Origin of the sequence: Thalassospira sp. HF15 (assembly GCF_011806525.1) — a bacterium.
In the GTDB taxonomy this organism is placed as follows: domain Bacteria; phylum Pseudomonadota; class Alphaproteobacteria; order Rhodospirillales; family Thalassospiraceae; genus Thalassospira.
The window spans coordinates 361,294-383,776 of record NZ_JAAVKI010000002.1 but is presented as its reverse complement, the minus strand read 5'-3'; the positions used below and the strand labels follow the sequence as shown (position 1 = coordinate 383,776).

Here is a 22,483-nt window from a genome sequence, read left to right as displayed (position 1 = left end):
AGGCCCTGGCAATTATCGCCTTGTTAAGCAAGTCCGGGGCAAGATTGGATTTTCGTAAAACCGTTTCAAAAACGGTGACGTTTGCCTTGGTTATTCACGGGTTCCATCTTGAAAAGACGACTGGTTTTATCGCGCAGCCTGTCCCTGATTTCCGTATTGGTGGGTGCGGGGGCAGCCCTGATCTGGATGTTCTGGCCACAAATCACCGGTCAGATCGAGCCACCGGCCGAGCTTGAAGACAAGCTGACCTTGCGCCCTGCAAGCTTTGCCGAACTTGATGGTTGGCAGGGTGATGACATGCGCGGATCAATCCGCGCCTTTGCCCGGTCGTGCAAGGCGATGCTCAGACGCGATGATGACCGCGCGGTCGGACCCGACCCGCGCATGGGCACAATCGGCCAGTGGCGCGACCTATGCCAGACGGCGGTCAGTCTCGATGTTGGCAGCCTGCGCAAGGAAGATGCGCGTGCGTTTTTTGAAAGCGGCTTCAGACCGTATCTCAGCGGCAATCGCGATACCTCCGAGGGTCTGTTTACCGGCTATTACGAGCCGGAATTGCAAGGCCAGCTGACCCGCGGCGGGGACTATCAGACCCCGCTTTATTTGAAACCCAATGACATGGTGTCGATTGATCTGGGTGATTTTCGCGAAGATCTCAAAGGTACCAAGCTTGTCGGGCGCATATCAGGGGATGCGGTAAAACCCTATTATGACCGGGCCGGGATCGAGGATGGCGCCCTTTCAGACCGCGATCTTGAACTGGTTTGGGTTGATGACGCCGTTGATGCCTTTTTCCTTCAAATTCAGGGGTCTGGCCGGGTGGTTTTGCCTGATGACAGCGTGCTTCGGGTGGGCTACGCCGCGACAAACGGCCATCCCTATTTTGCCATCGGGCGGGAGTTGATTGCGCGTGGGGCCCTGACGCGTGAAACCGTGTCACTGCAATCAATCCGCAAATGGCTGCATGACAATCCGGGTGAAGCTGATGCGGTGATGAACACCAACGCATCTTACGTGTTTTTCCAGCCGCTTAAGGTTGATCCCAATGATCCCGAAGCCGGGCCACTGGGATCACAAGGGGTGCCGCTTGAACCCGGTCGGTCGCTTGCAGTGGATCGGCGTTTTCATGCCATGGGAGTGCCGGTGTGGCTTGAAACCCGGGATCCGATGAATGCGGACCGCAAGTTTCGCCGCCTGATGATTGCCCAGGATACCGGCGGGGCGATACGTGGCCCGGTGCGCGGCGATATCTTCTTTGGCCCTGGCGAGGACGCAGCCCTTTATGCCGGGCATATGAACCGGCAGGGCCGGAAATATATTCTGTTGCCGAGTAGCATTGATCCGGCAAACTGGCAGGATGCCGACAATCAGACAGGGAACAGTTCATGATCCGTCATATTGTATTGTTGCAGATTCCAAGCCACGTCCCGGATGCCGAGATCAATGCCATGATCAGCCAGCTTGAAAAGGCCGCCCTTGCCGTAACGGGGATGGTGGCGTTTTGCGCAGGGGCGAAACAGCCGGGATCGGGCATGAGCCAGGGATTCACCCATGCGGTCAATATCGACTTTGTGAATGAGGATGCACGCGATGTGTATCTGTCAGAACTTGACCACGACCGGGTGGGTATCCGGCTGTCGGAGATGACCGAAGGCGGCCTTGGTGGCATCCTGATCATGAATATCAGCATTGACGATATCCGCACGCCGGAAGGTGGACGGGATAAGAAGCCGGAACTCCGTTGGATCTAGAATATAACCAACTAGATGTTATACTGTGATCCTATATTGACTATATTGCGGTTTTCTGGCGTAAAAACAGTTTTATTAGCATTCCGCCAAACACATTGATCAGCAAACCCGCCCTTACCAGAAAGGCCGCGATCTTTAAATTCAGGCCGCAATCGTTGCATCGCGCGGCAACTGGATGACAAAGCGGGTGCCTTCGCCCGGTGTGCTGTCGACGGCCAGATTTCCAGAATGATTTTTGCAGATGATTGCGCGCGATATCGACAATCCCTGCCCGGTGCCCTTGCCGATTTCCTTGGTGGTATAGAACGGATCAAAGATGCGTTTTCGCACTTCTTCAGGCATTCCCGTACCGTTGTCGGTAACGACCATATAGACCGAATTTTCATCCTGACAGGCGGTGATGGTGATCAGGCCATCGCGCGGATCCCCATGATCGCAGCGTTCCTTGATGGCATCGGCGGCATTGATGATCAGATTGACCAGAACCTGACCCAACTCACCGGAATTTGCCACGAGTGGCGGGATATCATCGTCAATTTTGGTTTTGAGTTCCGCGACATAGCGCCACTGGTTGGTGGTGACCGTCACCGCGTTGCGGATAACTTCGTTCAGGTCGGTCAGCTGGGCGTTGCCTTGACCCGGGTGGGAATAGATCTTGATGGCCTTGACGATATCGGTGATGCGTTTGAGGCCATCTTCGGTCTGTTGCAGGGCGTCGGGCATTTCAGCACGCAGGAAATCAACATCATAGCGTTCATTCAGCGGGGCGATGACGGCCTGCTTTTTGTTTTTGGCAAGCTCGTCTTCGAGATCCTTGGCATAGGATGACAGGCGGTTGGCGGCATCCTTGATAAAGCCAAGGTTGGAATCAACAAACTGGATCGGGGTGTTGAGCTCATGTGCGATACCGCCCGCCAGCGTGCCAAGGCTTTCGAGGCGCTGCTTACCCAGTTCGGTGAATTCTTCACGACGGCGGTCTTCGGCCTTGCGATGAAGTTCCGAGACATCGGTCGAGACAATCACCCGCCCGCCATCGGGCAAGCGGCACATATGGTTTAGGATAATGCGCTGATCAAACAACTGAAATTCCCATTGCGCCTGTGCTTCCATACTGGCCATCTGTTCAAGCTGAATGCGGAAGCGGTCTTCTTCGGGTACCGAGCGGCTTTTGAGCGACACATCTACTGAGGGCATCAGGCCGACATTATGGACCTGTTCGGAGACCATGCGATCAAGCGGGATCGACATGCCTTCGGGGATGGCATCAAGTTCATACATTTCGCGACATGCGCGGTTGATATGAATGACCTCGTCTGCGCCATTGATGATGGTGACGGCCTGGGGAATGTTTTGCAGGGCGGCATATAGCCGGTCTTCGGCCTGAACACGGCGATTGTCGGTTTCGCGCAGGACATCTTCGGCCCGGTTGCGATAGGCAAGCAAGGCGGTGGACATGGTGTTGAAGCTGTGTGCGGTATCGGTGAGTTCGTCCTGACCGCGCAGTTCCATGGTATAGCCGAAATCACCGGCGGCAACACGGGCTGCCGCATCCTGAAGCCGGCTGAGCTGGCGGGTCAGAAAACCACCCAGCATGCTGCCAAACGCAGCGACCAGCAGGATTTCGGTAGCCGCAATGCCCAGCATCCATTCGCCTGCTTCGGCAAGGGTTTCATGAAGTTGGGTTGTAGACAGGCCAAGTTCGACAGTGCCAAACACCGTATTGCCGATCACAATCGGCGATGAAACATCATAAACATTGTCGAGTTTGGCATCAGGAATGCTGGCATCGGCAACAAAGGGGCGCTTGAGGATCAAGGCATCCCCGGCCGCAGCCAGAACGTCCCCATCGGCATGGCGGACCCGGGCATAGGCAATGCCGGGATTATCGATGGCCTGGGTCACCAATTCAGAAATCGTTGCCAGATCAAGGGCCACGACAGCATCGGTTGTCATGGTGGCCAGCAGTTTTGACGATGTCCGGGCTTGTTCAATCAATCGGGCTTCGTTCGACGAACGCAGATAGCCAAGTCCGCTGATAACAAGAATGGCCAGCAGGACAATCTCGATGATGGCAATGCCGATGACTGTTTTTAGTCGGAATGACATTGGTTGCTGTCCTCAACAACGACACCGGTGTCTTTTTTTGTCAGGCCAAGCCCACGAATATCATCCCAATCCGTGTCTATAGCGGCTTCGATTCCCTTCATTCCCAACGGGGACAGGGTGTCGGCATCAAGTGCGGTCAATGCATTGCCAAGGGTTGCAGCCTGATCTTCGGTCAGGGATGCCTGCACCGCAAAGGCATGCGGGGAATAGGGATCGGTTTGATAGAAGACGCGCAACTGATCGCGGATTGTGTCGGGAATGGTTTTCCAGGTGCGTTTGACGCCACCCCCGGCGACAGTCAGACCATTGGCGACCGCCATATAGACCGAATCGTGCGAGTTGACGTAATTTTCGCTGATCGTAATGCCGCGTGCGGCGATTTCGGCACGGGGAATGACACTGGCGCCAAAGGCCGCCGGGGACGGAAAGGCCACCTCCTGACCATCAAGATCATCAAGGGTTTCAATCGGGCTGTCCTTGCGGGTGACCAGAAGCCCGCGCAAGCGGTGATCCTGTTGACGGCCGATGGCACGATAGCCGCTGACATCACTGAAGACGACATAGTGATAAGGGTTCATATAGGCGATATCATAGGCGCCGTGTGCCAGGCAGGCTTCAAAGGTTGGAATGTCCTTGGCGGTTGCGAACTTGATGTTGTAACCACTTTTCTGACTGAGCTTTTCAAGGATCGGTAGCCAGATGCGGGCCAGACGGCTGGCCGACTGTTGGGGGACGACACCGAAACTTAGCGATGTATGGTCATCTGCGTACGCGTTGGTTGGCAGGGCAGTCCCGATGGTTAGGGCGAACGCCATCAGGGCGATTTTTCGAGCAGCCATTTCCAGTCTCCGGCAGGGTTCCTTAATGGTGCTTAAAATATGTCATGTGAAAACCACCCAATATCCCAATTTGGGGAGTGTTGTTTTCCCGATGCGTTGCCATGAGAAGGAAATCCGCAGCCAAAAAAAAACCCGCTGTTTCCAGCGGGTTTCGTGTATTCGGTTTATGTGGCCAGTTTTACTGTGCGGCAACGACGCCTTTGTCACCAGTTTTGGATTTACCGCATCCTCCAGCTTCATCAGCCGAACCAACGCGTGATTTGCGCTGACGCTGGCTTTCGGATTTCAGCTGGCCGCAGGCGGCCAGAATATCGCGGCCGCGCGGCCAGCGGATCGGCGCTTCATAGCCGTTATCAAGCAGGATTTGCGCGAACTTCTTGATGTCGTTGGTCGGCGTGCATTCGTAATCCGATCCCGGCCATTTATTGAACGGGATCAGGTTGAACTTGCAGTGAACGCCTTTGACCAGCTTGGCCAGTGCACGTGCGTGTTCCGGTTTGTCGTTCACGCCTTTCAGCATGACATATTCCATGGTGATCGGACGCGCATTGGACATGCCCGGATAGTTTCGGCAGGCGTCCATCAGTTCTTTCAGCGGATATTTCTTGTTGATCGGCATGATTTCATTGCGCAGATCATCATCCGGCGCATGCAACGAAATCGCCAGACCAACCCCCAGATCCTCGCCACAACGCACGATTTCCGGCACAACGCCAGATGTCGACAGCGTGATACGGCGGCGCGAGATCGAAATGCCTTCGCCGTCCATGGCAATGCGCAGTGCATCGCGGACGTTTTCATAGTTAAACAGCGGCTCACCCATGCCCATCATGACGATGTTTGACAGGCGGCGGATGCCATTGGCCGGGGTCGGCCATTCACCGTAACTGTCGCGCGCGACCATGAACTGGCTGACGATTTCACCCGGTGTCAGGTTGCGCACCAAAAGCTGCGTGCCGGTATGGCAGAACTTGCAGGTCAGCGTGCAGCCAACTTGCGAGGAGATGCAGACAGCCCCGCGATCTTCGTTGCGATCAGGGATATAGACCGTCTCGGCCTCGTTGCCGTCATGGAATTTCATCAGCCATTTATGGGTATCGTCCGAGCTTTTCTGATCGGCTGTCAGAAGCGGGCGACCGACATAGAAATCCTGCGAAAGACGATCACGCAGCTTTTTGGAAATATTGGTCATGTCCTCGATGTCGGTGACACCGCGGTTATAGATCCAGTTCCACAGCTGTTTGACGCGGAATTTGCTTTCACCCATGTTGGCCATGAGTTCGGTCAGCTCTTCGCGGGTGATGCCCACCAGATCCCGACGACCGTCGGCAGCCTGCCCGTTGGCGGCGCGCGAAACGAAATCGGACAGCGATGGCCCGTCCTGCGAAGCAGGGGCATCGGTCTGGGGTGCGTTTTCGGTCAGGACGTCGGTCATCCCGGGCTCTCTCTTTTGTGTATTGTGGGTTTGCCGGACGGTTTTTGGGCCGTCTCTTTCTGGCGTCCGCCGGACTATACCAGAAATGATGCAAAAATGCTCGGCCCCGCATATAGCGGGGCCGGGTCGATTTAGAAACGATAAATTTCACATTGCTGCTATCACAGCACTGCAATCACGGTTGCAAAGCGGGCCTGGGCGGCCCCACCAACCGGTTTGATCAGGTGCCTGATCAGTTGACCGGCTTGGTGTTGCAAGCCTTTGAAATCGCGTTATAGGCGGCGGTAAAGCCCGACAGCGAATAGGTGTCGGTGGTCTTGGTCCCGCGCGAGGAATAGCCCACCACGACCATGGTCGAGCCGGCTTTCATAGAACTGACCAGTTTGCGGTCTTCTTCGCTGTTGACAGCCCAGGCGGAATCATCGTGGGTGAACAGCTTGAACCGTTTGGAATCGATTCGAAGATCAACCTCACTGCCTGATTTATAGGTATAGCCGGTAATGAAGCTGACTTCATTGAGCAGCTTGAGCGCCGGGCGATGGGTCACCATGACATAGATTTTGCCGCGTTTGGTGTAGTCACCTTTGGCCGAGGTCGGCTGGCTGCCCATATAGCAGACTTTCTGGCCGTCTTCGGAATAGGTGTAGGCTTCCCACTTGCTGTAGACATCAATCAGCTGCGGGGAGTTCTGTGCCTGCGCATCGCTGGTCGGAAGACCAAGGGCAAGCAGACAGGCAATGGCGCCAAAAGCGGCGGCAAACGAATTTCTGACGAAACGATGGGCGTGTTTTTTCATGAGGTCGCGTATCGTGTCTGAAGTTTCGGGATCGGTCCGGGTGGACCGCGTTTGGACGCATCTAATCCAACGGATATGGCAAATTTATGAGGCTCGAATTTCGAGATTGCCGACAAAAGGTAAAGATTAAACCAAGGAATGTACTGGGCCGTGCAACCAGACCCGGTTTTTCAAAGTTTTTCATCTAAAAATCGGAAAACGGCATATAGCACGGCTTGTGAGCCTTAGCCCTGTGCAAGGTGCTTTTTGACCACCTGATCAAGGCAGTCCTGAACCGTGATCGGCTGATTGCCGCGGCGCATACGGGCCAGCATATGGCGCAGTTCGCGCGGTGCCCCCTCTGTCGCGGGGGCGAAAAATGCATCAAACGAACAAAGATCGGACCGGTACTGCCAGACACGGATATCGCCTTCGCCGCGGATCATTTCAGGCTTGCCAATCTTGCCTTCGACTTCCTGTTCGGAAAGACCCTTGAGCGTTGCATTGGGAATGGGCTTGAACGGAATGGAGGTCGTTCTGGTTGTTCGGGAATTTTCCGGTTTTTGGCGGGTATCGGGTTGGGTTGTGGTGACATTGCCCTGGGCGTCAAGCTGCCCGTAATTGGCATTTGTCGAACCCGGCGGCACAGAGGCCCCGCCGCACGCAACCAGACCCATGGCCATGGCAGCCATAAGCAAAATCACCCCGAAAGGACGGGTGATGTCCGTTCGGGGTGTGTTTCCGGTCAGATCAACCATGCGCAGCACAGATCAGGAATCGTCCGATTTGCGCGGGATGGTGATCGCACCGCTATTGCCAGCGCGGTTGATGATGGTGTCGGATCCTTCGACATAGTCGAGTTCGCCTTTGATGCGGGCACCGTTTTCGATCTGAAGCGCGCCATAAGTGATCTTGCCGCTCATTTCAGCCGAGTTGACAACAACCACACGGCCAGCTGTCAGTTCACCTTCGAACTTGCCGCTGATTTCGGCCTCATCCACCTGGGCAGAGCCGATGAAGCTGCCGCCTTCGGAAACTTCGAGGCGCGAGCATTCCTTGATCTGGGCTTCAACAACGCCTTCAACCACCAGAATGTCACAGGAACCGATTTCACCTTTGAGCGTGATGTCGCGACCAACTGTCAGCTTTTTGCCTTCGGCGTTGCTGCCCTGTCCTGCCGGACGGCCCGAATTGCCACGGGTCGGAATTTCAAGCGGGCGCTTGGGGATTTCCGGGCGGAAGTTGGTGGAGTGCGGTTTACTGGACATTTGCGGTTCATCCTTTGTGCGCGGCTGGGTGAAGAGTCGCGGCTCACTTCGATTTTCTGATTTGTCGATCGTGCGGGTCGTGGTGTTCTTTTCAGATGCAGGCTCGGAGGCCGTGGTCATGGTCCCGGAAAGCGCGTCTGATGCATCCGGGCGAGATGTATCTGACGAAGTCGTACTGCTGTCGACTGTTTTATTGGCTTTTTTCTTTCCAAACATGGGATGACCAGATCCTTAAAGTTGCAGTTTCGGTGTTGGTCGGGTTGATATGGCCTTGCGATCGCCGGTTATACGGTTTCGGGCACATAGGTTCCAAGACGCACAGAATAATGGACCATGAACGCGGTGGCGATGATTGGCGCGACCAGATTGACAACCGGAATAGTCATCAAGAATGTCAGGCCCACCCCTGCGATCCAGAGCTTGTTCTGGCGGCTTTTGCGAATGGCTTCAACCGTTCGCGCATCATAGCGGCGTGCGGCAACCAGTTCAAAATATTCGCGCGACAAAAGATAGCCATTCATGCCGTAAAACGCGACGACATAAAGCGGCCCGGCCAGAAGAAGCGGCAATATCAAAATGTTAAGCGCAAGTGCGGTGAGTGCGAATTTAAGACCGCTGATCAGCGCTTCGATGATCGGCTGCGGGCGGGTGTCTGGCAGGGTCGGATAATGCTTGTCTTCGACCGCGTCGGCAATCTGATCAAGCAAAAGGCTTGAAATCAGAACCGTGGCTGCGGGAAACAGCAAAAGCACCAGCAAGGTCAAACCAATGCCCAGAACCCAGTCGACGGCGGTTTCAAGCCAGCCGCCATCGGTAAAGAAGGTGATGGAATTCAGCCCGAACCAGATCAGCACCCAGAGCGCGACAATGGTGGCCAGCGCGCCAGCAACACCGATCAGCACGACTTTGCGAAAACGCGGGTCGGAAAACTGCGCAACGGATTTCATAAAGTCATTGATCATAGAAGGCGTCGGTCCTGTACTGTCGTGTGTCGAGTTTGTCCCCGCAAGGGAATCATGCCTGACATTCCTAGGCAATTAAAATTAACAGCCTGTGAAATCATCAGGTGGCTTTGTGGAATTCCCAATCATCGAACACCTATCGCAGGCATTAGGCAAAAAAAAGGCGTCCGGCCAGGGGGGAGAACCGGACGCCAGCGCTCCGATAATCTGGAGCGTGAGGAAAGGTAGGGGAAACCTTTTCCTCACACGGGGTTCCCGTCGTTTAGGGGAACCTTGTGACAGACTCACATATAGGAAGCGATCCGGCCCGCTGCCATGGGTTGAAGCCCGAAACAGGCACAAATTTTGTTACTTCAGAATGATTGCAGACCGGCTGGCATTTCATTACGAAATCCCAATAACGCCAATGGACAGGCCAAGCATTTGAATCAGAAAATAATCTTGATCCAACAGCTGCTTATGGTCGGGCGATGCCGGTCAAAAAGCGAATGGAAAAAATTTTGCTGCCTGCTTAGCCGCGCTCGGGCCAGACGCGTTCAAACTTGAACAGTTCGGGATCAAGTTTCATGCCAGCCTTGGCGTTAAACAGGGTCACGGTGGTCTCGATCCCGGTCGGGTCGGTGACGATCCATTGGCGGAGCTGCATCGGCTTTTCGGAAAAGACCAGGGTCACGCTTCCGGCACCGGGATCGGTTTTACGCACCAGTTCGACACGAATGGTTTCGGCCGTGCGGCGATAATCGACAATCTTGACCTTGTCGGTCAGCGAGATGTTTTCGGCCAGAATGATGCCAGCCGGGGTTTCATCAATGTCGAAATAGGTCGGCGCGTTGATTTCCTTGTCATAATAGATGAAATCATGCCCGGTCGAGACCAGCAGGATTTGCGCCGGCGGGTTATATTCAAACCGCATCTTGCCCGGGCGTTCCATGAACAGTTTGCCCTCGGCAGCACCACCGTCTGATGAAATCTGAACGAAATCGGCCGTCAGGGTGGTGATCCCGGCCAGATAGTTTTCGATCTTTTTGACCATCTCGGGGCTGATCTGATCGTTTGACTGCGCATGCGCGGTGCCGGGCAACAGGGTCAGACTGGTAACGGCACCAAGACCGATGGCGGTGGCAAGGACACCGGCAGCCACAACGGCGCGGGCTTTCTTGCCAATCATGCCAAGGGATTTCCAGCGGGTCTTCGGGTCTTGGGTCAAACGGGTCATATGCCTTACCGGGTATCGTCACAATTTATTGATCGCAATCATCGCGATTGCAGAAGGTGAATGGCGAATGATAAAAATCGTGCCATCTATTACGCGAAATACATATCGCATCATTTGGCCGGGAAGGCCAGCCGGGTCAAGCCATGCCCGCAAATGACCTTATTTGGCCGGTTTGGGCCATATTTGCGGATTAAACAGACGGCTTGATCGACGGTCTATAAGGAGAACGCTTTATAATGAGCCGTATCGTCGCCATCCAGATGGACCCGATTGAGTCAATCGACATCAAGGGGGACTCCACCTTTGTCATGGGCCTTGAAGCCCAGGCGCGCGGATATGAACTTTTGCATTATCATCCCGATGACATGTTCTATGACCGCGGTCGGATCAAGGCGGAAGTCCGTCCGATGACGCTGCGGTATGAGCATGGCAATCACCATGATCTGGGGGCCCCGCGCGTGATTGATCTGGCGCGTGAAACCGATGTCATCCTGATGCGTCAGGATCCGCCGTTCGACATGAATTACATCACGGCGACCCATTTGCTTGAGGCGATCCACCCGGAAACCTTTGTGGTTAACCATCCGGGCCATGTCCGCAATGCGCCGGAAAAGATCTTTGTCACCGAATTTCCCGATCTGATGCCGCCGACCCTGATCACCCGGTCGGGCGCGCGCATCAAGGATTTCCGCGAGGAATACAAGGACATCATCGTCAAGCCGCTGTTTGGCAATGGCGGGGCGGGTGTCTTCCACCTCAAACCCGGTGATGAAAACCTGAATTCCCTGCTTGAACTGTTTGCCGCCCAATCGCGTGAACCGCTGATGGTGCAGGCCTATCTGCCCGATGTGCGCAAGGGTGACAAACGCATCATTCTGGTCGATGGCGAACCGGTTGGCGCAATCAACCGCGTTCCGGCCGAGGGTGAGGCGCGTTCAAACATGCATGTCGGCGGTGTTGCCGAGAAATCGATGCTGACCCCGCGCGAACGCGAAATTTGCGAGCGTATCGGCCCGGAGCTCAAGAAACGCGATCTGATCTTTGTCGGGATCGACGTGATTGGCGATTACATGACGGAAATCAACGTCACCTCGCCTACGGGTCTTCAGGAGATCAACCGTTTTGATGGTTCCAAGCTCGAAGGCCTGATCTGGGACGCCATTGATAAACGCCTTGGCTAGTCGGTGCTTTACCTAAGCGCCGGAAAATGACAACGGGCAGGTGATCAACACCTGCCCGTTTTGCTTTTAACCCTGCTTGGTGTGCGAGGCTTATTTGGCTTCGATCTCGACAAAGGTGATGGCGAAGTCATTATCGTTGATGACGTTATGCGCTACGCCGGTCTTGCGGGAATAGGATTTCCCGGCGGTCATTTCCGACGGAAACGTTGTGCCGTCATCGTTAACAATGGTCAGGGTTCCGGTGGTCATCGGCACGACGACGTAATCCATGCCATGGACATGATCACCCGTTTCCGATCCCGGCGGAAAATGCCATTCGGTGACCCGAAATGTGTCATCATCGACCTGAACGGTGGGAATTGCTTTGGGGCGCTGTGTTGTCATGGGGCTTTTCCTGTGTGTGGCGTGTTAAGACCCGAAAACACTAACGCATTCGGGTATTTAATCAATCTCTCGCCTTGGAAGTCGTTTTTATTCGATATTCCCGACCCAATTGTTTTTAATCGTCGGGATGGGTCGCATGTCATGACCCTGAGGGAACCAAAACCGCGATCAAACGTATGATTTAAGGACAAAATTGGCAGGTATGACAGGCGCATGACCATCACCCAGGCGAAAACAATCACTGACCAGGATCTTTTCGGACCATACCTGTTTGCCCGGGGCGCGGATGCAGAAACAGCAAAGCTCGCCGCCCTTGTGGTTGCCGATGAGGATGTTGAAATCCCGGAGCTGCGGGCGCATGGCAGTGACGTCATTGCGCCGGTGAAACTGGCAAACCTGTTCGGTCGGACCTATTGGCGGTTTGACTTTGATCTGCCGGCAAACACGACATCCAGTTATAGTTTCGGAACCGAAACATATGACGTTTGCACCGATCTGAGCAAAGATCTCCGCATCGGGTTTGTCTCGTGCAATGGTCAGGAAGACGGCGATCTGGACCGGCCGCTTGAAGACCGCAATGCGCTGTGGACCGATCTGGGCCGGGAACATGCCAAACAGCCGTTTTCCCTGCTGCTGCATGGTGGCGATCAGATCTATGCCGATGGGGTATGGGAATGCCATCCTGATATCATCAAGTGGGACAAGGCCGGACGGCGGGAACGCATGGCAACCGCCTTTTCCGATGTCATGCGTGACGCGGTTCTGAAATTCTATCTTGATCACTATCTGGCGATCTATGGCCAGCCGCAAATCGGCCACATGCTGGCACGTGTGCCGTCGCTGATGATGTGGGATGACCACGACATCTTTGATGGCTGGGGCAGTCACAAGAAGTGGTTTCAGGGAACAGCGGTGGCCAAGGGCATGTTTGACTGCGCGCGCGAGGCCTTTTGCCTGATGCAGCTGTGCTGTGCGCCGGGGGATCTGCCTGACATGGTGCTGGATCGCGATGGCAAAAGCCTTGCCTGGCGGACTGATTTCCCCGGTGTCAGCATCATCGCGCCCGATCTGCGATCCGAACGTACCCCGAATGCGGTGATGGGGGAGCATGGCTGGCGGGATTTGCCGCAATGTCTGGAGTCCGTGCCCGATGGCAATCGTATTTTACTGATGTCGAGCGTGCCGGTAATCGGGCCCAGATTGTCATTGGTCGAGATGATGATGCACCTTTTGCCCAAGGCGCAGAAATACGAGGATGACCTGCGTGATCAGTGGCAAAGCCGCTGGCACCGGCGCGAATGGTGCCGCTTCCTTGAACTGATCGAAGCGATCGCCAACGAGCATGACCACGAGATCACCCTGCTGTCTGGCGAAATCCATGTTGCCACCCGCGGAACCTTTGAAACCAGGGGGAAAACCATCCATCAGCTGGTGGCATCGGGTATTTCGCACACCGCTCCGCCAAAGGCCTTTGCACGGGGCTTGGGCCTTTTGGCATGGATTGGCGACAATCCGCTTCCGGATCGGCCGACAAAGTTAAAACCGCTGCCGGAACGCAAAGGTACCTATTGTGCGGCGCGAAATTACCTTACACTGTTACGCAGCGACACCAACTGGCATGCCAAATGGCATCTCGAGGATATCGGCTGGACGCCGGATTTACGTGTTTGACGGCGTTCATGTGCCAACGGGATATGTGCTGATGGCAAGGGGCTTTGGATTATGATGCAGCTTTATTACGCGCCAACTTCACCCTTTTCGCGCAAGGTGCGGGTTATCTTGCGTGAACTTGGTCTGGAAAAACAGATCAACGAGATTCTGATTGATCCCTGGACGGATGAAGCGCTGCGGGCTCACAATCCACTATCGAAAGTCCCGACCCTGATTCTTGAAGACGGCATGGCGGTTTTTGAATCTGCTGTGATCTGTGACTATCTCGATCAGCTTGCCAAATCCCAGGGCATTTCCGAAGGCGTCATCCCCGAAAGCGGTCCAGGCCGCCTGAGTGCTCTTAAATGGCAGGGCCTGGCGGATGGCATGATGGTGGCGACCGCGCGCCTGTATGCCGATTCAAATCGTGAAGAGAGTGAACGTTGCGAAAACGTAATGGAACGACAGGCACAAGCCATTACCTCTGGCATCGAAGCCATTCTTGAAGGTCTGCCGAGCCTGCGGACCGAGGATCCCCATCTTGGCACCTGGTCGGTTCTGGTGGCGCTTTATTATATTGATTTCCGCTGGCCGGACCGCCGGTTTGATATTCCGGTGCGCGTACGTGACTGGATGGCGATCATGTCCGAACGCGAATGCTTTACCGAGACCACCTTCCACCTGCCCCATGATGATGACTGATCAGTCAGCCCGTCGATTAGGTGCGACAAACGTCGTCAGACGTGCTATCGCGCCTTTTTACTGATTGAACTGCGAAAGCCAGACATGACCGAACCAACCATCACCAAAGCGATGCGCGAACGTGCGTGGGCGCGCGCCGAACGGATCGAGGGCGAAGATCCAGGCGAAGTGCGCAAGCACAAGGAAAGTGGCATCACCATGAAAAAGGCGAGCTTCGGCAAGTTCCGCAATTTCGGCTGGACCGTGGTTGATGAGGTTGCCGTGCCGTGCCGCAAGGAATTTCTGCCGCCACGTGAAAGCGATACCGGGTCTTCGGACTAAACCGCTATCGCAAATGTGATGGGTGCAGCCGGTGTGCTTAATTGACAAAGTCGGTGATGAAGGGCGCTATGAACCGATGGTTCTTGCGCCTTTTTTATTACACCAGATGGTTTTGCCCCGATGAAACCCATAGACGATGCAATTTCGTTTGGTCAGCTTGATGATATCGCACCTGCGACCCTGATTGCCCATATGTCTGATCCGCGCATGGTGCAACATATGCCGTTGCTCAGCCATCCCTGGGATCGGGCGGATGCCGATCGTTTTGTTGCTGCCAAGCAAGCCTGTTGGCAGCGGGATGGTCTGGGGCACTGGGCGATTTTCCATGATCGGGAATATGTCGGCTGGGGTGGATTTCAAAAGGAAGGCGATGACTGGGATTATGGGCTGGTGCTGCGCCCGGAATGCTTCGGGCTTGGCATGGCGATTACCCGCAAGGCGCTTGATTTCGCCCGATGTGATCCCCGTATTGCGTCCGTTACCTTCCTGTTGCCGCCCACCCGCACCAAGCTTGCGGCACTGAGGCGGATCGGCGCGGTCTTTGAGAGAACTGTTAATTACGAAAACGAAATATTTTCGCGCTTTCGCGTTCTAACATCCTGACGGGTCGGAATCCGCATCCCTAATCCCCTGATATTAAACCATGCGTTGCGAAAATCTTCGTAAGCGGCCAAGATAAACAACCATTGGTTTTGTTTGCGGGGGTCTATGACAGCGCGGGTGATGACGGTTGCCTTTGCCGGGATTGAAACCATACCGGTCGATGTTCAGGTGCAGATGGCAAGTGGCCTGCCGGCCTTTACCGTGGTGGGGCTTCCCGACAAGGCAGTGTCCGAGGCGCGTGAACGGGTGCGTTCCGCGCTTTCAGCCATGGGGTTGGCCCTGCCGCCCAAGCGGATCACGATTAATCTGGCCCCGGCGGATTTGCTCAAGGAAGGATCGCATTTCGATCTGCCGATTGCGCTGGGTATTCTGGTCGAGATGGATGTCATCGGCCATGACGATATCGAGCGGTTTCTCGTACTCGGTGAGTTGGGGCTTGATGGCAGTATCACCAAGGTGGGCGGGGTGTTGCCTGCCGCGATGGAAGCCGGGATGCAGGAATGCGGTGTTATTTGCCCCGAGGCCAATGGGGCGGAGGCCCTTTGGGCCGGTGATTTGGAAATCCTCGCCGCCCCCAGCCTGGTGACCCTGATCAATCATTTCAAAGGCACGCAAATTCTGCCGCGCCCGGTCCGGCGTGACGCGGACGAGATCAATGATTTCCACGGCGATCTGCGCGATATCAAGGGGCAGGAAAGTGCCAAGCGCGCGCTGGAGATTGCGGCTGCTGGCGGACATAACCTGCTGATGTCCGGGCCGCCAGGATCGGGGAAATCCATGCTGGCCGCGCGTTTGCCGGGCATTTTGCCCGATCTTGATGCCAGACAGGCACTGGAAACCACGGTCATTCATTCCGTATCCGGAATGCTACCCGAAGGCGGGTTGATCCGAACGCGCCCGTTCCGGCAACCGCATCACTCAGCCTCGATGCCAGCCCTTGTTGGCGGTGGTCATCGGGTCAGGCCGGGTGAGATATCGCTGGCCCATAATGGCGTCTTGTTTTTGGATGAATTGCCGGAATTTCAGCGCAATGTGCTTGATGCGCTGCGCCAACCCTTGGAAACCGGGCAGGTATCGGTCGCGCGGGCCAATGCGCATGTGACCTATCCGGCACGCGTACAACTGGTTGCAGCGATGAACCCGTGCCGGTGTGGCTATCTGGGGGATAACGAGCTGGCCTGTACCCGCGCGCCCAGATGCGGCGAGGAATATCAGGCACGGCTTTCGGGGCCGCTTCTGGACCGGTTTGACATCCAGATCGAAGTGCCGGCGGTCAAGCCCGAAGACCTTGATTTACCCAGCAAGGGTGAAACCAGTCAGGCGGTGCGCGAACGGGTGTTTCTGGCCCGCGAGTTGCAAATGTTGCGATATAAAAACGAAAACATATCAACCAATGCACTGGCCGATGGTGAAGTCCTGCAAGAGGCAGCTGCCCTTGAACCTGACGGGCGCGGATTGCTGCAGGATGCAGCACGTCAGATGAAGCTGTCAGCCCGCGGGTACCACCGGATTCTGCGGGTCGCGCGCACGATTGCCGATCTGGCGGGAAGTAGCGCGGTCAAACGCATTCATATTGCCGAGGCCCTGAATTACCGACAGATGGTTTATCGCCGTTAGGCTCAGGCCGGAGCAAGGACCCGGCGACGCGTGTTCGCCAGTACGGCCAGGCAGAGACATCCAAGGACGACTTCAACGCCAAGGGCGGTGAGAATGGCGCTGTTTGGCATGCCGTCCATCATGATGCCGACAAGACGTGCAGCAGCGTAAGAAAGATAGAGCAGGCTTGCGAGCATGAGAGACAGCTGCACCATCTGGCGTCGGAAAGCGCCAAGCAGGATCATGATGCCCGCAGCCAGAAGAAAGCCGCACGGCGCGCGAACCTCGCTCAGCAGGTTGATATCAGGGCCGAGGACGACCCCTGCAGATGCCTGAAACTGTGCGGGTACAAACGTAAGCCCGCCTCCGATAATGACCGCAATGGCACCGGACACGGCCAACAGGACCCGTGTGGCGCGGGACGGCATATCATTTCGTTGCGAATTCGTATTCATCCTGACCTCCGACGTGAGAGCGTTTGGCGTTGTCAACTTGACGCCGTGTCAATTGACATGGTGTCAAGTACAGGTTACTTTACATCATGTCAAGAGATAACGCCGAAACCAGAACCCGCATCCTCAACGCTGCCTGGGAGCTTCTTGAAGCCCATCAGGGCAAAGAAGTCCGTATGAGCGACATCGCCAAAGCCGCAGGAATCAGCCGTCAGGCGGTCTATCTGCACTTTCCGACGCGTGCCGAACTCCTGGTGGCGACCACGCGCCATGTCGATGAGGTCAAGGATGTCGATGCCCGCCTACGGGCCAGTCGCACCGCAAATACGGGTGTCGAAAGGCTGGCCGCCTTTGTTGAGGCATGGGGAAATTACATCCCCGAAATTCACGGGGTTGCCCGCGCCCTGATTGCGATGCAGGACAGTGACGATGCGGCCAAGCTGGCCTGGGCGGACCGCATGCGCGGCTTGCGACAAGGGTTTGAAGCCGCAATACGGGCGCTGGAAGGAGATGGCGATTTGTCCGCCGATTATAGCGCGACCGAGGCCACCGATCTTTTATCGTCGCTGCTATCCGTGCAGACGTGGGAGCAGTTGACGCAGACCTGTGGCTGGTCGCAGCGCCAGTTCGTTGATCACGCCAAGGCAATGGCCGTGAAACTGTTCGTTGCCGCCTGAGGCAATCAAGCCCGAAGGCAACGCCAGATTCTTTCCACGAAGGGTTGGAAATGTTGAGTTTGCCAACATGGGAGGGCATCAGGGCCGTCTCACCCAGATCCTCGGCAGCAGTGGCGGCGAAGAAATACCGTCATTGCCGGCACTCGGGATCTGATCCGGGATCATATGCGCGACAGGCCGTTCTGTTTGCGGATGATGTTGATCAGGCCGCGCAAGCCCGGATGATTGTTGTGGCGGCTGCTGTAATACATATGGAAGGGATCATCAGATGATGCATAGTCTTCCAGCACGATTTCAAGCTGTCCGCTGGCAAGCTCATCGGCAATACGCGATTCCAGCAAATATGCCAGTCCAAGCCCGGCCTTGGTGGCCGAGATCGTGGTTGCTGTGTCCTGAATGGTGATGTGGCCGGGCACGCGATAGCTTTTCTGATCCGGCCCGGTGCCAAGTTCCCATGGAAAAGGCGAATTATCGCCGAGAAGAAGTTGCAGGCATGTGTGATTGCGCAGGTCTTCGGGGGTATCGGGTTTTCCGTGCTGTGCAAGATAATCCGGTGCACCGGCGACGACCCAGCGCTGCGGTCCGCTTAGTGCGACGGCAACCATGTCTTCAGGGACCAGATGCCCGTAGCGAATACCGGCATCATATCCTTCTGCGACGATATCAATTGGCCGGTTTTCAACAATAATGCTCAGGCTGACATCGGGAAAGGTCTTGGCAAATTCTGGCAGTGCAGGGGCGATGAGAAGGTGTGCTGCATCAGAAAAGGCGTTGATGCGGACCTCGCCAAAGCTGGCAGCACCGGGGGCATCCAGCGTCTGCAGGGCTTCATCGAGTTTGTCAAAGCCCTCGGCAAGCTTGGTGGCAAGGTCCTGGCCCAGTTCGGTTGCCACGATCGCCCGCGTGGTGCGATTGATCAGCTTGACCCCAAGGCGGCTTTCCAGACGACGGATCGCATGACTGGCGGCCGACGGCGAAAGCCCGAACTCAATGGCCGCCGCCTTGAAGCTCTGGCGGCGGACAATCGCCAGGAACAGGCGTAGGTCGGCAAACTCTGCGCGGTCGATTCCAGTCAAGTTGAACTCTATTCACTTTGTGGATGATTCCAGTTCATGAAAAACCACACCACGCCGGGCCGTGCAACAAGTAATCTCAGGGCCAGGACCCTAACCCAAGTCAGACAATTCAGCCGGAGGAATGCGATGAGTGATATTCAGGCAATCAGGATTCCAGACCTGATGTCGCGCCGTGTTTTGGTCACCGGTGGATCCACCGGGATCGGGGCCGAGATTGTCAGGGGATTTGCCGCACAGCGTGCCAAGGTCGCGCTTCACTATAATGAAAGCCGTGATGCAGCACTTGCCCTTCAGGCAGAGTTTCCCGAGCATGTCTTCGTGGTTCAGGGCGATATGAGTGTATCGGGCACGCCTGCGAATGTTGTCAGGGAAGCCGCCCGGATGCTGGGCGGGCTGGATGGCCTGATCAACAATGCCGGTGGCATGCTTGGGCGTGTGCCGACGACCGAGGTCGAGGCTGATCATCTTGACCGTGTCTTTGCCCTGAATGGCAAATCGGTCTGGGAAGCCACTGTTGCGGCGTATCCGTACCTCAAAGCGGCAGAAAACGGCTTTGTGGTGAACACGACATCGATTGCCGCGCGCAATGGTGGCGGCGGTGGTGCTGTGCTGTATGCTGCGGCCAAGTCCTTTGTCAGCAGCCTGACACGCGGACAGGCCAAGGAATTTGTCGCAGACGGCATTCGCGTGAATGCCGTTTCGCCGGGTCTGATCCAGACGCCGTTTCACGACCGCTATACACCGCCTGATGTTCTTGCCGCGCAAAGTGCAACAGTACCGATGGGCCGCGTGGGTCGCCCCGATGAATGTGTCGGGGCGTTCCTGTTTCTCGCCTCGAACGTTATGGCGGGCTACATCACCGGCCAGATCATCGAGGTCAATGGCGGCCAGTTAATGCCTTAGGAAGGAATTCGATATGAACTACAGAAAATTCGGTAAGACAGGGCGCACGGTATCCGAAGTCGGTTTCGGTGCCTGGGCCATTGGTGGCGCGTGGGGCGATGTTTCGGAAGCTGACGCGCGTGCAGCCCTGCATGCCGCACTTGATAACGGCACGACATTTATTGATACCGCAGATGTTTACGGTGATGGCCGGTCGGAAAAAATCATCGCCGATGTCATGAAGGAACGCGGTGGCGAACGCCCGTTCATCGCAACCAAGGCCGGGCGTCGTTTGGATCCGCATGTGTCTGCTGGGTACAACAAGCAGAACCTGACCGCATTTGTTGAACGCAGCCTAAAGAACCTTGCAACCGATTGTCTTGATCTTGTCCAGCTTCATTGCCCGCCGACAGAGGTTTTCTATCGCCCGGATGTGTTCGAGGTGATGGAAGACATGGTCACCGACGGGAAAATCCGTAATTACGGTGTTTCGGTCGAAAAGGTCGAAGAAGGCCTCAAAGCCATCGAATATCCCGGTGTGGCGTCGGTTCAGATCATTTACAACATCTTCCGCCAACGCCCGTCCGGTCTTTTCTTCCGCGAGGCGAAGGCGAAAAATGTCGGGGTTATCGTCCGTGTGCCGCTGGCATCGGGCCTTTTGACCGGCAAGATGACCAAGGATACCGCCTTTGCCGCAGACGACCACCGTGCGTTCAACCGCAACGGCGAGGCGTTTGACAAGGGCGAAACATTCGCCGGTGTGCCATTTGATGTTGCGCTTGAAGCGGTCGAAGAAATCCGTCGGCTGGTTCCGGAAAACATCACCATGGCGCAGTTCGCCCTGCGCTGGATTTTGATGGAAGAGGCCGTTGGTGTTGTGATCCCGGGGGCCAAGAATGCAGAGCAGGCAGCGGCGAATGCGGCGGCAAGTGATGTTGCACCCCTGCCCTCAGAAGTGATCGGCGAACTGCGCACCATCTATGAGCAGCGCATCGCCCCGCACGTCCATCATTTGTGGTGATCAAACGTTTCCGTCGGCTTTGAAGCGCGATGATGCAGATAAAGGGGTACCACGAAGTTGGTACCCCTTTTTTTGTGTTTTTGGAAGACGAAGCAGAGCCGTGCCGCCCGTTACCCGCAGGCTCTAAGCCGTAAAACTTGAATGAGCTGAAAAAGACGGTGGCTTTGAGCACATGGTGACAACTGCTGACATAATGCTGGCAACAGCAGTGTGAGAGACAAAGCCAAGGAATTTCAATAGGTGGCAAATGAGCTACCGCTGCAGGAGCTGTCCATGAAACTCGCATCCATCCGCATCATCGCTGGCGATATAAAGAATATGGTTGCCTTCTATGAAAGGATCACTGGCGTAACGGCACAGTGGCCAGCGCCGGTTTTTGCCGAACTTGTCATGCCCGGCGCCGTCCTTGCGATCGGTTCGGTGGAGACAGTGCCGCTTTGGCGAGAAAACAGTGCGGAGCCGGGTGCCAACCGCACGGTTTTCAGTGAGTTTCAAGTTGATGATATTGATGCGGAATATATGCGCCTGAAGGATAGTGTCCCACTCGTGCATGAACTCAAAACCATGCCCTGGGGCAACAAAACCTTCCAGTTCCGAGATCCGGAAGGCAATGCGGTATCGTTCTACATGCCGGCGACGGAAGAAGCTAAAGGCAGGTTCGCCGGTCGGGGATAAGAACAAGCTCAGTGCGTGCCGTGCCCGCTGCATAACTTTTGTGAGTGGCAATCCTGCAGTAAAGGTGATGTTGGCCTTAGCTTGGATGCTCTTTAGGATGCTCCGGTGTCGCAGTTAAGCAGGCCCATATCGCCGAAGCACTGAATACCCGGCAAATGTTGATCAGCGCTAAAATCCGATTCACCCGGTTTTGCGGACTTCCTTGCGAAGTTGTAGGCGGCCTTTGCGTTCGATTTTGTAAACCGACGAGGGGGGCATGTTGCGCACGGTCGTTCCGATGCGGGTCGCCTGCAGATCAAGGCGGGCAAGGATGGCCTCCGGCACTGGGCAGCGCGGGCCATAGGTGAACTGGTAAAATGCGCCGTCGTCACGCAGATATTCAAAACTGCCCGACAATATCCCCATGATCTGGCGTGGCTTCATCGACAGCAATGGCAGGCCGCTTATGGCACGTGCCAGTTCGCCGGGTCCAAACAGGCCCTTATGGCCCAGTCGGCAGGCGTCCATTTGCAGAATGCGGGCCTTGGGATAGCGTTTTGACAGCAGGCGGGAGAAATCCGGTCCGGCCTCGATCAATGTGAGGTCATTCTGATTGATGCCGCGATCGAGAAGTGCGCGCGTAAACACACCTGTCCCCGGTCCGAGTTCCAGAACCGGGGTGCTTTGGGCGGTGACTTCCGATGTGATCAGCCTTGCCAGTGCCGGGCTTGAGGGCGAGATGGCTGATACTTTTCTGGGGTCTGTGACCCAGGCACGAATAAACGGCAAAAAATCCGACATCGAATGGCCTGTCTTGGTTGCGAGGAAAGCGGCATCACCCTGCCTGCCTTTTATGTCGCTACAGGTGCATGTTTGTGTTCATTTTGCGAAATGCCACCCCGGATATCTCCGAGGTGGCATTTTTCAAACGA

24 protein-coding genes are annotated in these 22,483 nt (G+C 55.8%); 12 read left to right on the top strand and 12 right to left on the bottom strand.

The window, feature by feature from the left end:
• Positions 1-108: 108 nt before the first annotated feature.
• Positions 109-1,389 (top strand): murein transglycosylase A, encoded by a 1,281-nt coding sequence (locus tag HED22_RS05325; protein WP_167719885.1) that lies wholly within the window; start codon positions 109-111, stop codon positions 1,387-1,389.
• Positions 1,386-1,751 carry a Dabb family protein gene (locus tag HED22_RS05320; protein WP_167719883.1) on the top strand — a complete coding sequence of 122 codons (366 nt, stop codon included), beginning with the start codon at positions 1,386-1,388 and terminating at the stop codon, positions 1,749-1,751. Before HED22_RS05325 ends, HED22_RS05320 begins: the two co-directional genes overlap by 4 nt.
• 141 nt (positions 1,752-1,892) lie before the next feature.
• Here the strand turns inward: HED22_RS05320 and HED22_RS05315 are convergent, their stop codons facing one another.
• The 8 genes from HED22_RS05315 to HED22_RS05280 all read right to left on the bottom strand — a co-directional run bounded on the left by HED22_RS05315 (position 1,893) and on the right by HED22_RS05280 (position 10,352).
• On the bottom strand, positions 1,893-3,857 hold the full coding sequence (locus tag HED22_RS05315) for an ATP-binding protein (RefSeq protein ID WP_167719881.1): 1,965 nt from the start codon (positions 3,855-3,857) through the stop codon (positions 1,893-1,895).
• Positions 3,842-4,696, bottom strand: coding sequence for a PhnD/SsuA/transferrin family substrate-binding protein (locus HED22_RS05310; protein WP_167719879.1), 855 nt, complete (start codon positions 4,694-4,696; stop codon positions 3,842-3,844). Before HED22_RS05310 ends, HED22_RS05315 begins: the two co-directional genes overlap by 16 nt.
• Positions 4,697-4,874: 178 nt before the next feature.
• The gene (gene rlmN / locus HED22_RS05305) at positions 4,875-6,131 is read right to left on the bottom strand and encodes a 23S rRNA (adenine(2503)-C(2))-methyltransferase RlmN (protein ID WP_167719877.1); all 1,257 of its coding nucleotides are present in this window, start codon (positions 6,129-6,131) and stop codon (positions 4,875-4,877) included.
• A 232-nt stretch (positions 6,132-6,363) separates the two neighbouring features.
• A complete protein-coding gene (locus HED22_RS05300; RefSeq protein WP_167719875.1) occupies positions 6,364-6,927 on the bottom strand; it encodes an invasion associated locus B family protein in 564 nt (187 codons plus the stop codon).
• A gap of 224 nt (positions 6,928-7,151) precedes the next feature.
• Positions 7,152-7,673, bottom strand: coding sequence for a hypothetical protein (locus HED22_RS05295; protein ID WP_167719873.1), 522 nt, complete (start codon positions 7,671-7,673; stop codon positions 7,152-7,154).
• Between the two features lie 3 nt (positions 7,674-7,676).
• Positions 7,677-8,174 carry a polymer-forming cytoskeletal protein gene (locus HED22_RS05290; RefSeq protein WP_254869792.1) on the bottom strand — a complete coding sequence of 166 codons (498 nt, stop codon included), beginning with the start codon at positions 8,172-8,174 and terminating at the stop codon, positions 7,677-7,679.
• 284 nt (positions 8,175-8,458) lie between these two features.
• On the bottom strand, positions 8,459-9,136 hold the full coding sequence (locus tag HED22_RS05285) for an EI24 domain-containing protein (protein ID WP_167719869.1): 678 nt from the start codon (positions 9,134-9,136) through the stop codon (positions 8,459-8,461).
• A 511-nt stretch (positions 9,137-9,647) separates the two neighbouring features.
• Complete coding sequence (locus tag HED22_RS05280; RefSeq protein ID WP_167719867.1) at positions 9,648-10,352, bottom strand: outer membrane lipoprotein carrier protein LolA; 705 nt, start codon at positions 10,350-10,352, stop codon at positions 9,648-9,650.
• Positions 10,353-10,588: 236 nt separating this feature from the next.
• On the opposite strand from HED22_RS05280, the gene gshB reads away from it, so the two are divergent.
• Complete coding sequence (gene gshB, locus HED22_RS05275) at positions 10,589-11,533, top strand: glutathione synthase (protein ID WP_167719865.1); 945 nt, start codon at positions 10,589-10,591, stop codon at positions 11,531-11,533.
• Between the two features lie 90 nt (positions 11,534-11,623).
• On the opposite strand, the gene HED22_RS05270 is transcribed toward gshB, so the two are convergent.
• The gene (locus HED22_RS05270; RefSeq protein WP_167719864.1) at positions 11,624-11,917 is read right to left on the bottom strand and encodes a cupin domain-containing protein; all 294 of its coding nucleotides are present in this window, start codon (positions 11,915-11,917) and stop codon (positions 11,624-11,626) included.
• 213 nt (positions 11,918-12,130) lie between these two features.
• Between HED22_RS05270 and HED22_RS05265 the strand changes: the two genes are divergently transcribed.
• The 5 genes from HED22_RS05265 (at position 12,131) to HED22_RS05245 (ending at position 16,810) form a co-directional block, all read left to right on the top strand.
• Positions 12,131-13,588, top strand: a complete 1,458-nt coding sequence (locus HED22_RS05265; protein WP_167719862.1) for an alkaline phosphatase D family protein — start codon at positions 12,131-12,133, stop codon at positions 13,586-13,588.
• Positions 13,589-13,639: 51 nt separating this feature from the next.
• A complete protein-coding gene (locus HED22_RS05260) occupies positions 13,640-14,269 on the top strand; it encodes a glutathione S-transferase N-terminal domain-containing protein (protein WP_167719860.1) in 630 nt (209 codons plus the stop codon).
• 84 nt (positions 14,270-14,353) lie between these two features.
• Positions 14,354-14,590, top strand: coding sequence for a hypothetical protein (locus tag HED22_RS05255; RefSeq protein WP_167719858.1), 237 nt, complete (start codon positions 14,354-14,356; stop codon positions 14,588-14,590).
• A gap of 120 nt (positions 14,591-14,710) precedes the next feature.
• Positions 14,711-15,193 carry a GNAT family N-acetyltransferase gene (locus HED22_RS05250; protein ID WP_167719856.1) on the top strand — a complete coding sequence of 161 codons (483 nt, stop codon included), beginning with the start codon at positions 14,711-14,713 and terminating at the stop codon, positions 15,191-15,193.
• A gap of 105 nt (positions 15,194-15,298) precedes the next feature.
• A complete protein-coding gene (locus tag HED22_RS05245) occupies positions 15,299-16,810 on the top strand; it encodes a YifB family Mg chelatase-like AAA ATPase (RefSeq protein ID WP_167719854.1) in 1,512 nt (503 codons plus the stop codon).
• Positions 16,811-16,812: 2 nt separating this feature from the next.
• Here the strand turns inward: HED22_RS05245 and HED22_RS05240 are convergent, their stop codons facing one another.
• Complete coding sequence (locus tag HED22_RS05240) at positions 16,813-17,244, bottom strand: DUF4345 domain-containing protein (protein ID WP_167719852.1); 432 nt, start codon at positions 17,242-17,244, stop codon at positions 16,813-16,815.
• A gap of 86 nt (positions 17,245-17,330) precedes the next feature.
• On the opposite strand from HED22_RS05240, the gene HED22_RS05235 reads away from it, so the two are divergent.
• Positions 17,331-17,918: a TetR/AcrR family transcriptional regulator gene (locus HED22_RS05235; protein ID WP_167719850.1), complete on the top strand. Its 588-nt coding sequence runs from the start codon at positions 17,331-17,333 to the stop codon at positions 17,916-17,918.
• 161 nt (positions 17,919-18,079) lie between these two features.
• Here the strand turns inward: HED22_RS05235 and HED22_RS05230 are convergent, their stop codons facing one another.
• The gene (locus HED22_RS05230) at positions 18,080-18,994 is read right to left on the bottom strand and encodes a LysR family transcriptional regulator (RefSeq protein ID WP_167719848.1); all 915 of its coding nucleotides are present in this window, start codon (positions 18,992-18,994) and stop codon (positions 18,080-18,082) included.
• 126 nt (positions 18,995-19,120) lie between these two features.
• On the opposite strand from HED22_RS05230, the gene HED22_RS05225 reads away from it, so the two are divergent.
• The 3 genes from HED22_RS05225 (at position 19,121) to HED22_RS05215 (ending at position 21,572) form a co-directional block, all read left to right on the top strand.
• On the top strand, positions 19,121-19,897 hold the full coding sequence (locus HED22_RS05225; protein ID WP_167719846.1) for an SDR family NAD(P)-dependent oxidoreductase: 777 nt from the start codon (positions 19,121-19,123) through the stop codon (positions 19,895-19,897).
• A gap of 13 nt (positions 19,898-19,910) precedes the next feature.
• On the top strand, positions 19,911-20,897 hold the full coding sequence (locus tag HED22_RS05220; protein WP_167719844.1) for an aldo/keto reductase: 987 nt from the start codon (positions 19,911-19,913) through the stop codon (positions 20,895-20,897).
• Positions 20,898-21,170: 273 nt separating this feature from the next.
• Positions 21,171-21,572 carry a VOC family protein gene (locus HED22_RS05215; protein WP_167719842.1) on the top strand — a complete coding sequence of 134 codons (402 nt, stop codon included), beginning with the start codon at positions 21,171-21,173 and terminating at the stop codon, positions 21,570-21,572.
• Between the two features lie 180 nt (positions 21,573-21,752).
• Here HED22_RS05215 and HED22_RS05210 read toward each other — a convergent pair whose 3' ends face one another.
• On the bottom strand, positions 21,753-22,352 hold the full coding sequence (locus HED22_RS05210; protein WP_167719840.1) for a class I SAM-dependent methyltransferase: 600 nt from the start codon (positions 22,350-22,352) through the stop codon (positions 21,753-21,755).
• Positions 22,353-22,483: the final 131 nt, after the last annotated feature.

Excerpts from the sequence above, each read along its gene's own strand:
- HED22_RS05245 (WP_167719854.1), top strand. The coding sequence starts at position 15,299 with ATGACAGCGCGGGTGATGACGGTTGCCTTTGCCGGGATTGAAACCATA.
- HED22_RS05310 (WP_167719879.1), bottom strand. The coding sequence starts at position 4,696 with ATGGCTGCTCGAAAAATCGCCCTGATGGCGTTCGCCCTAACCATCGGG.
- HED22_RS05300 (WP_167719875.1), bottom strand. The coding sequence starts at position 6,927 with ATGAAAAAACACGCCCATCGTTTCGTCAGAAATTCGTTTGCCGCCGCT.
- HED22_RS05285 (WP_167719869.1), bottom strand. The coding sequence starts at position 9,136 with ATGATCAATGACTTTATGAAATCCGTTGCGCAGTTTTCCGACCCGCGT.
- HED22_RS05250 (WP_167719856.1), top strand. The coding sequence starts at position 14,711 with ATGAAACCCATAGACGATGCAATTTCGTTTGGTCAGCTTGATGATATC.
- gshB (WP_167719865.1), top strand. The coding sequence starts at position 10,589 with ATGAGCCGTATCGTCGCCATCCAGATGGACCCGATTGAGTCAATCGAC.
- HED22_RS05280 (WP_167719867.1), bottom strand. The coding sequence starts at position 10,352 with ATGACCCGTTTGACCCAAGACCCGAAGACCCGCTGGAAATCCCTTGGC.
- HED22_RS05235 (WP_167719850.1), top strand. The coding sequence starts at position 17,331 with ATGTCAAGAGATAACGCCGAAACCAGAACCCGCATCCTCAACGCTGCC.
- HED22_RS05225 (WP_167719846.1), top strand. The coding sequence starts at position 19,121 with ATGAGTGATATTCAGGCAATCAGGATTCCAGACCTGATGTCGCGCCGT.
- rlmN (WP_167719877.1), bottom strand. The coding sequence starts at position 6,131 with ATGACCGACGTCCTGACCGAAAACGCACCCCAGACCGATGCCCCTGCT.
- HED22_RS05210 (WP_167719840.1), bottom strand. The coding sequence starts at position 22,352 with ATGTCGGATTTTTTGCCGTTTATTCGTGCCTGGGTCACAGACCCCAGA.
- HED22_RS05290 (WP_254869792.1), bottom strand. The coding sequence starts at position 8,174 with ATGTCCAGTAAACCGCACTCCACCAACTTCCGCCCGGAAATCCCCAAG.
- HED22_RS05240 (WP_167719852.1), bottom strand. The coding sequence starts at position 17,244 with ATGAATACGAATTCGCAACGAAATGATATGCCGTCCCGCGCCACACGG.
- HED22_RS05220 (WP_167719844.1), top strand. The coding sequence starts at position 19,911 with ATGAACTACAGAAAATTCGGTAAGACAGGGCGCACGGTATCCGAAGTC.
- HED22_RS05270 (WP_167719864.1), bottom strand. The coding sequence starts at position 11,917 with ATGACAACACAGCGCCCCAAAGCAATTCCCACCGTTCAGGTCGATGAT.
- HED22_RS05315 (WP_167719881.1), bottom strand. The coding sequence starts at position 3,857 with ATGTCATTCCGACTAAAAACAGTCATCGGCATTGCCATCATCGAGATT.
- HED22_RS05215 (WP_167719842.1), top strand. The coding sequence starts at position 21,171 with ATGAAACTCGCATCCATCCGCATCATCGCTGGCGATATAAAGAATATG.
- HED22_RS05260 (WP_167719860.1), top strand. The coding sequence starts at position 13,640 with ATGATGCAGCTTTATTACGCGCCAACTTCACCCTTTTCGCGCAAGGTG.
- HED22_RS05255 (WP_167719858.1), top strand. The coding sequence starts at position 14,354 with ATGACCGAACCAACCATCACCAAAGCGATGCGCGAACGTGCGTGGGCG.
- HED22_RS05265 (WP_167719862.1), top strand. The coding sequence starts at position 12,131 with ATGACCATCACCCAGGCGAAAACAATCACTGACCAGGATCTTTTCGGA.
- HED22_RS05320 (WP_167719883.1), top strand. The coding sequence starts at position 1,386 with ATGATCCGTCATATTGTATTGTTGCAGATTCCAAGCCACGTCCCGGAT.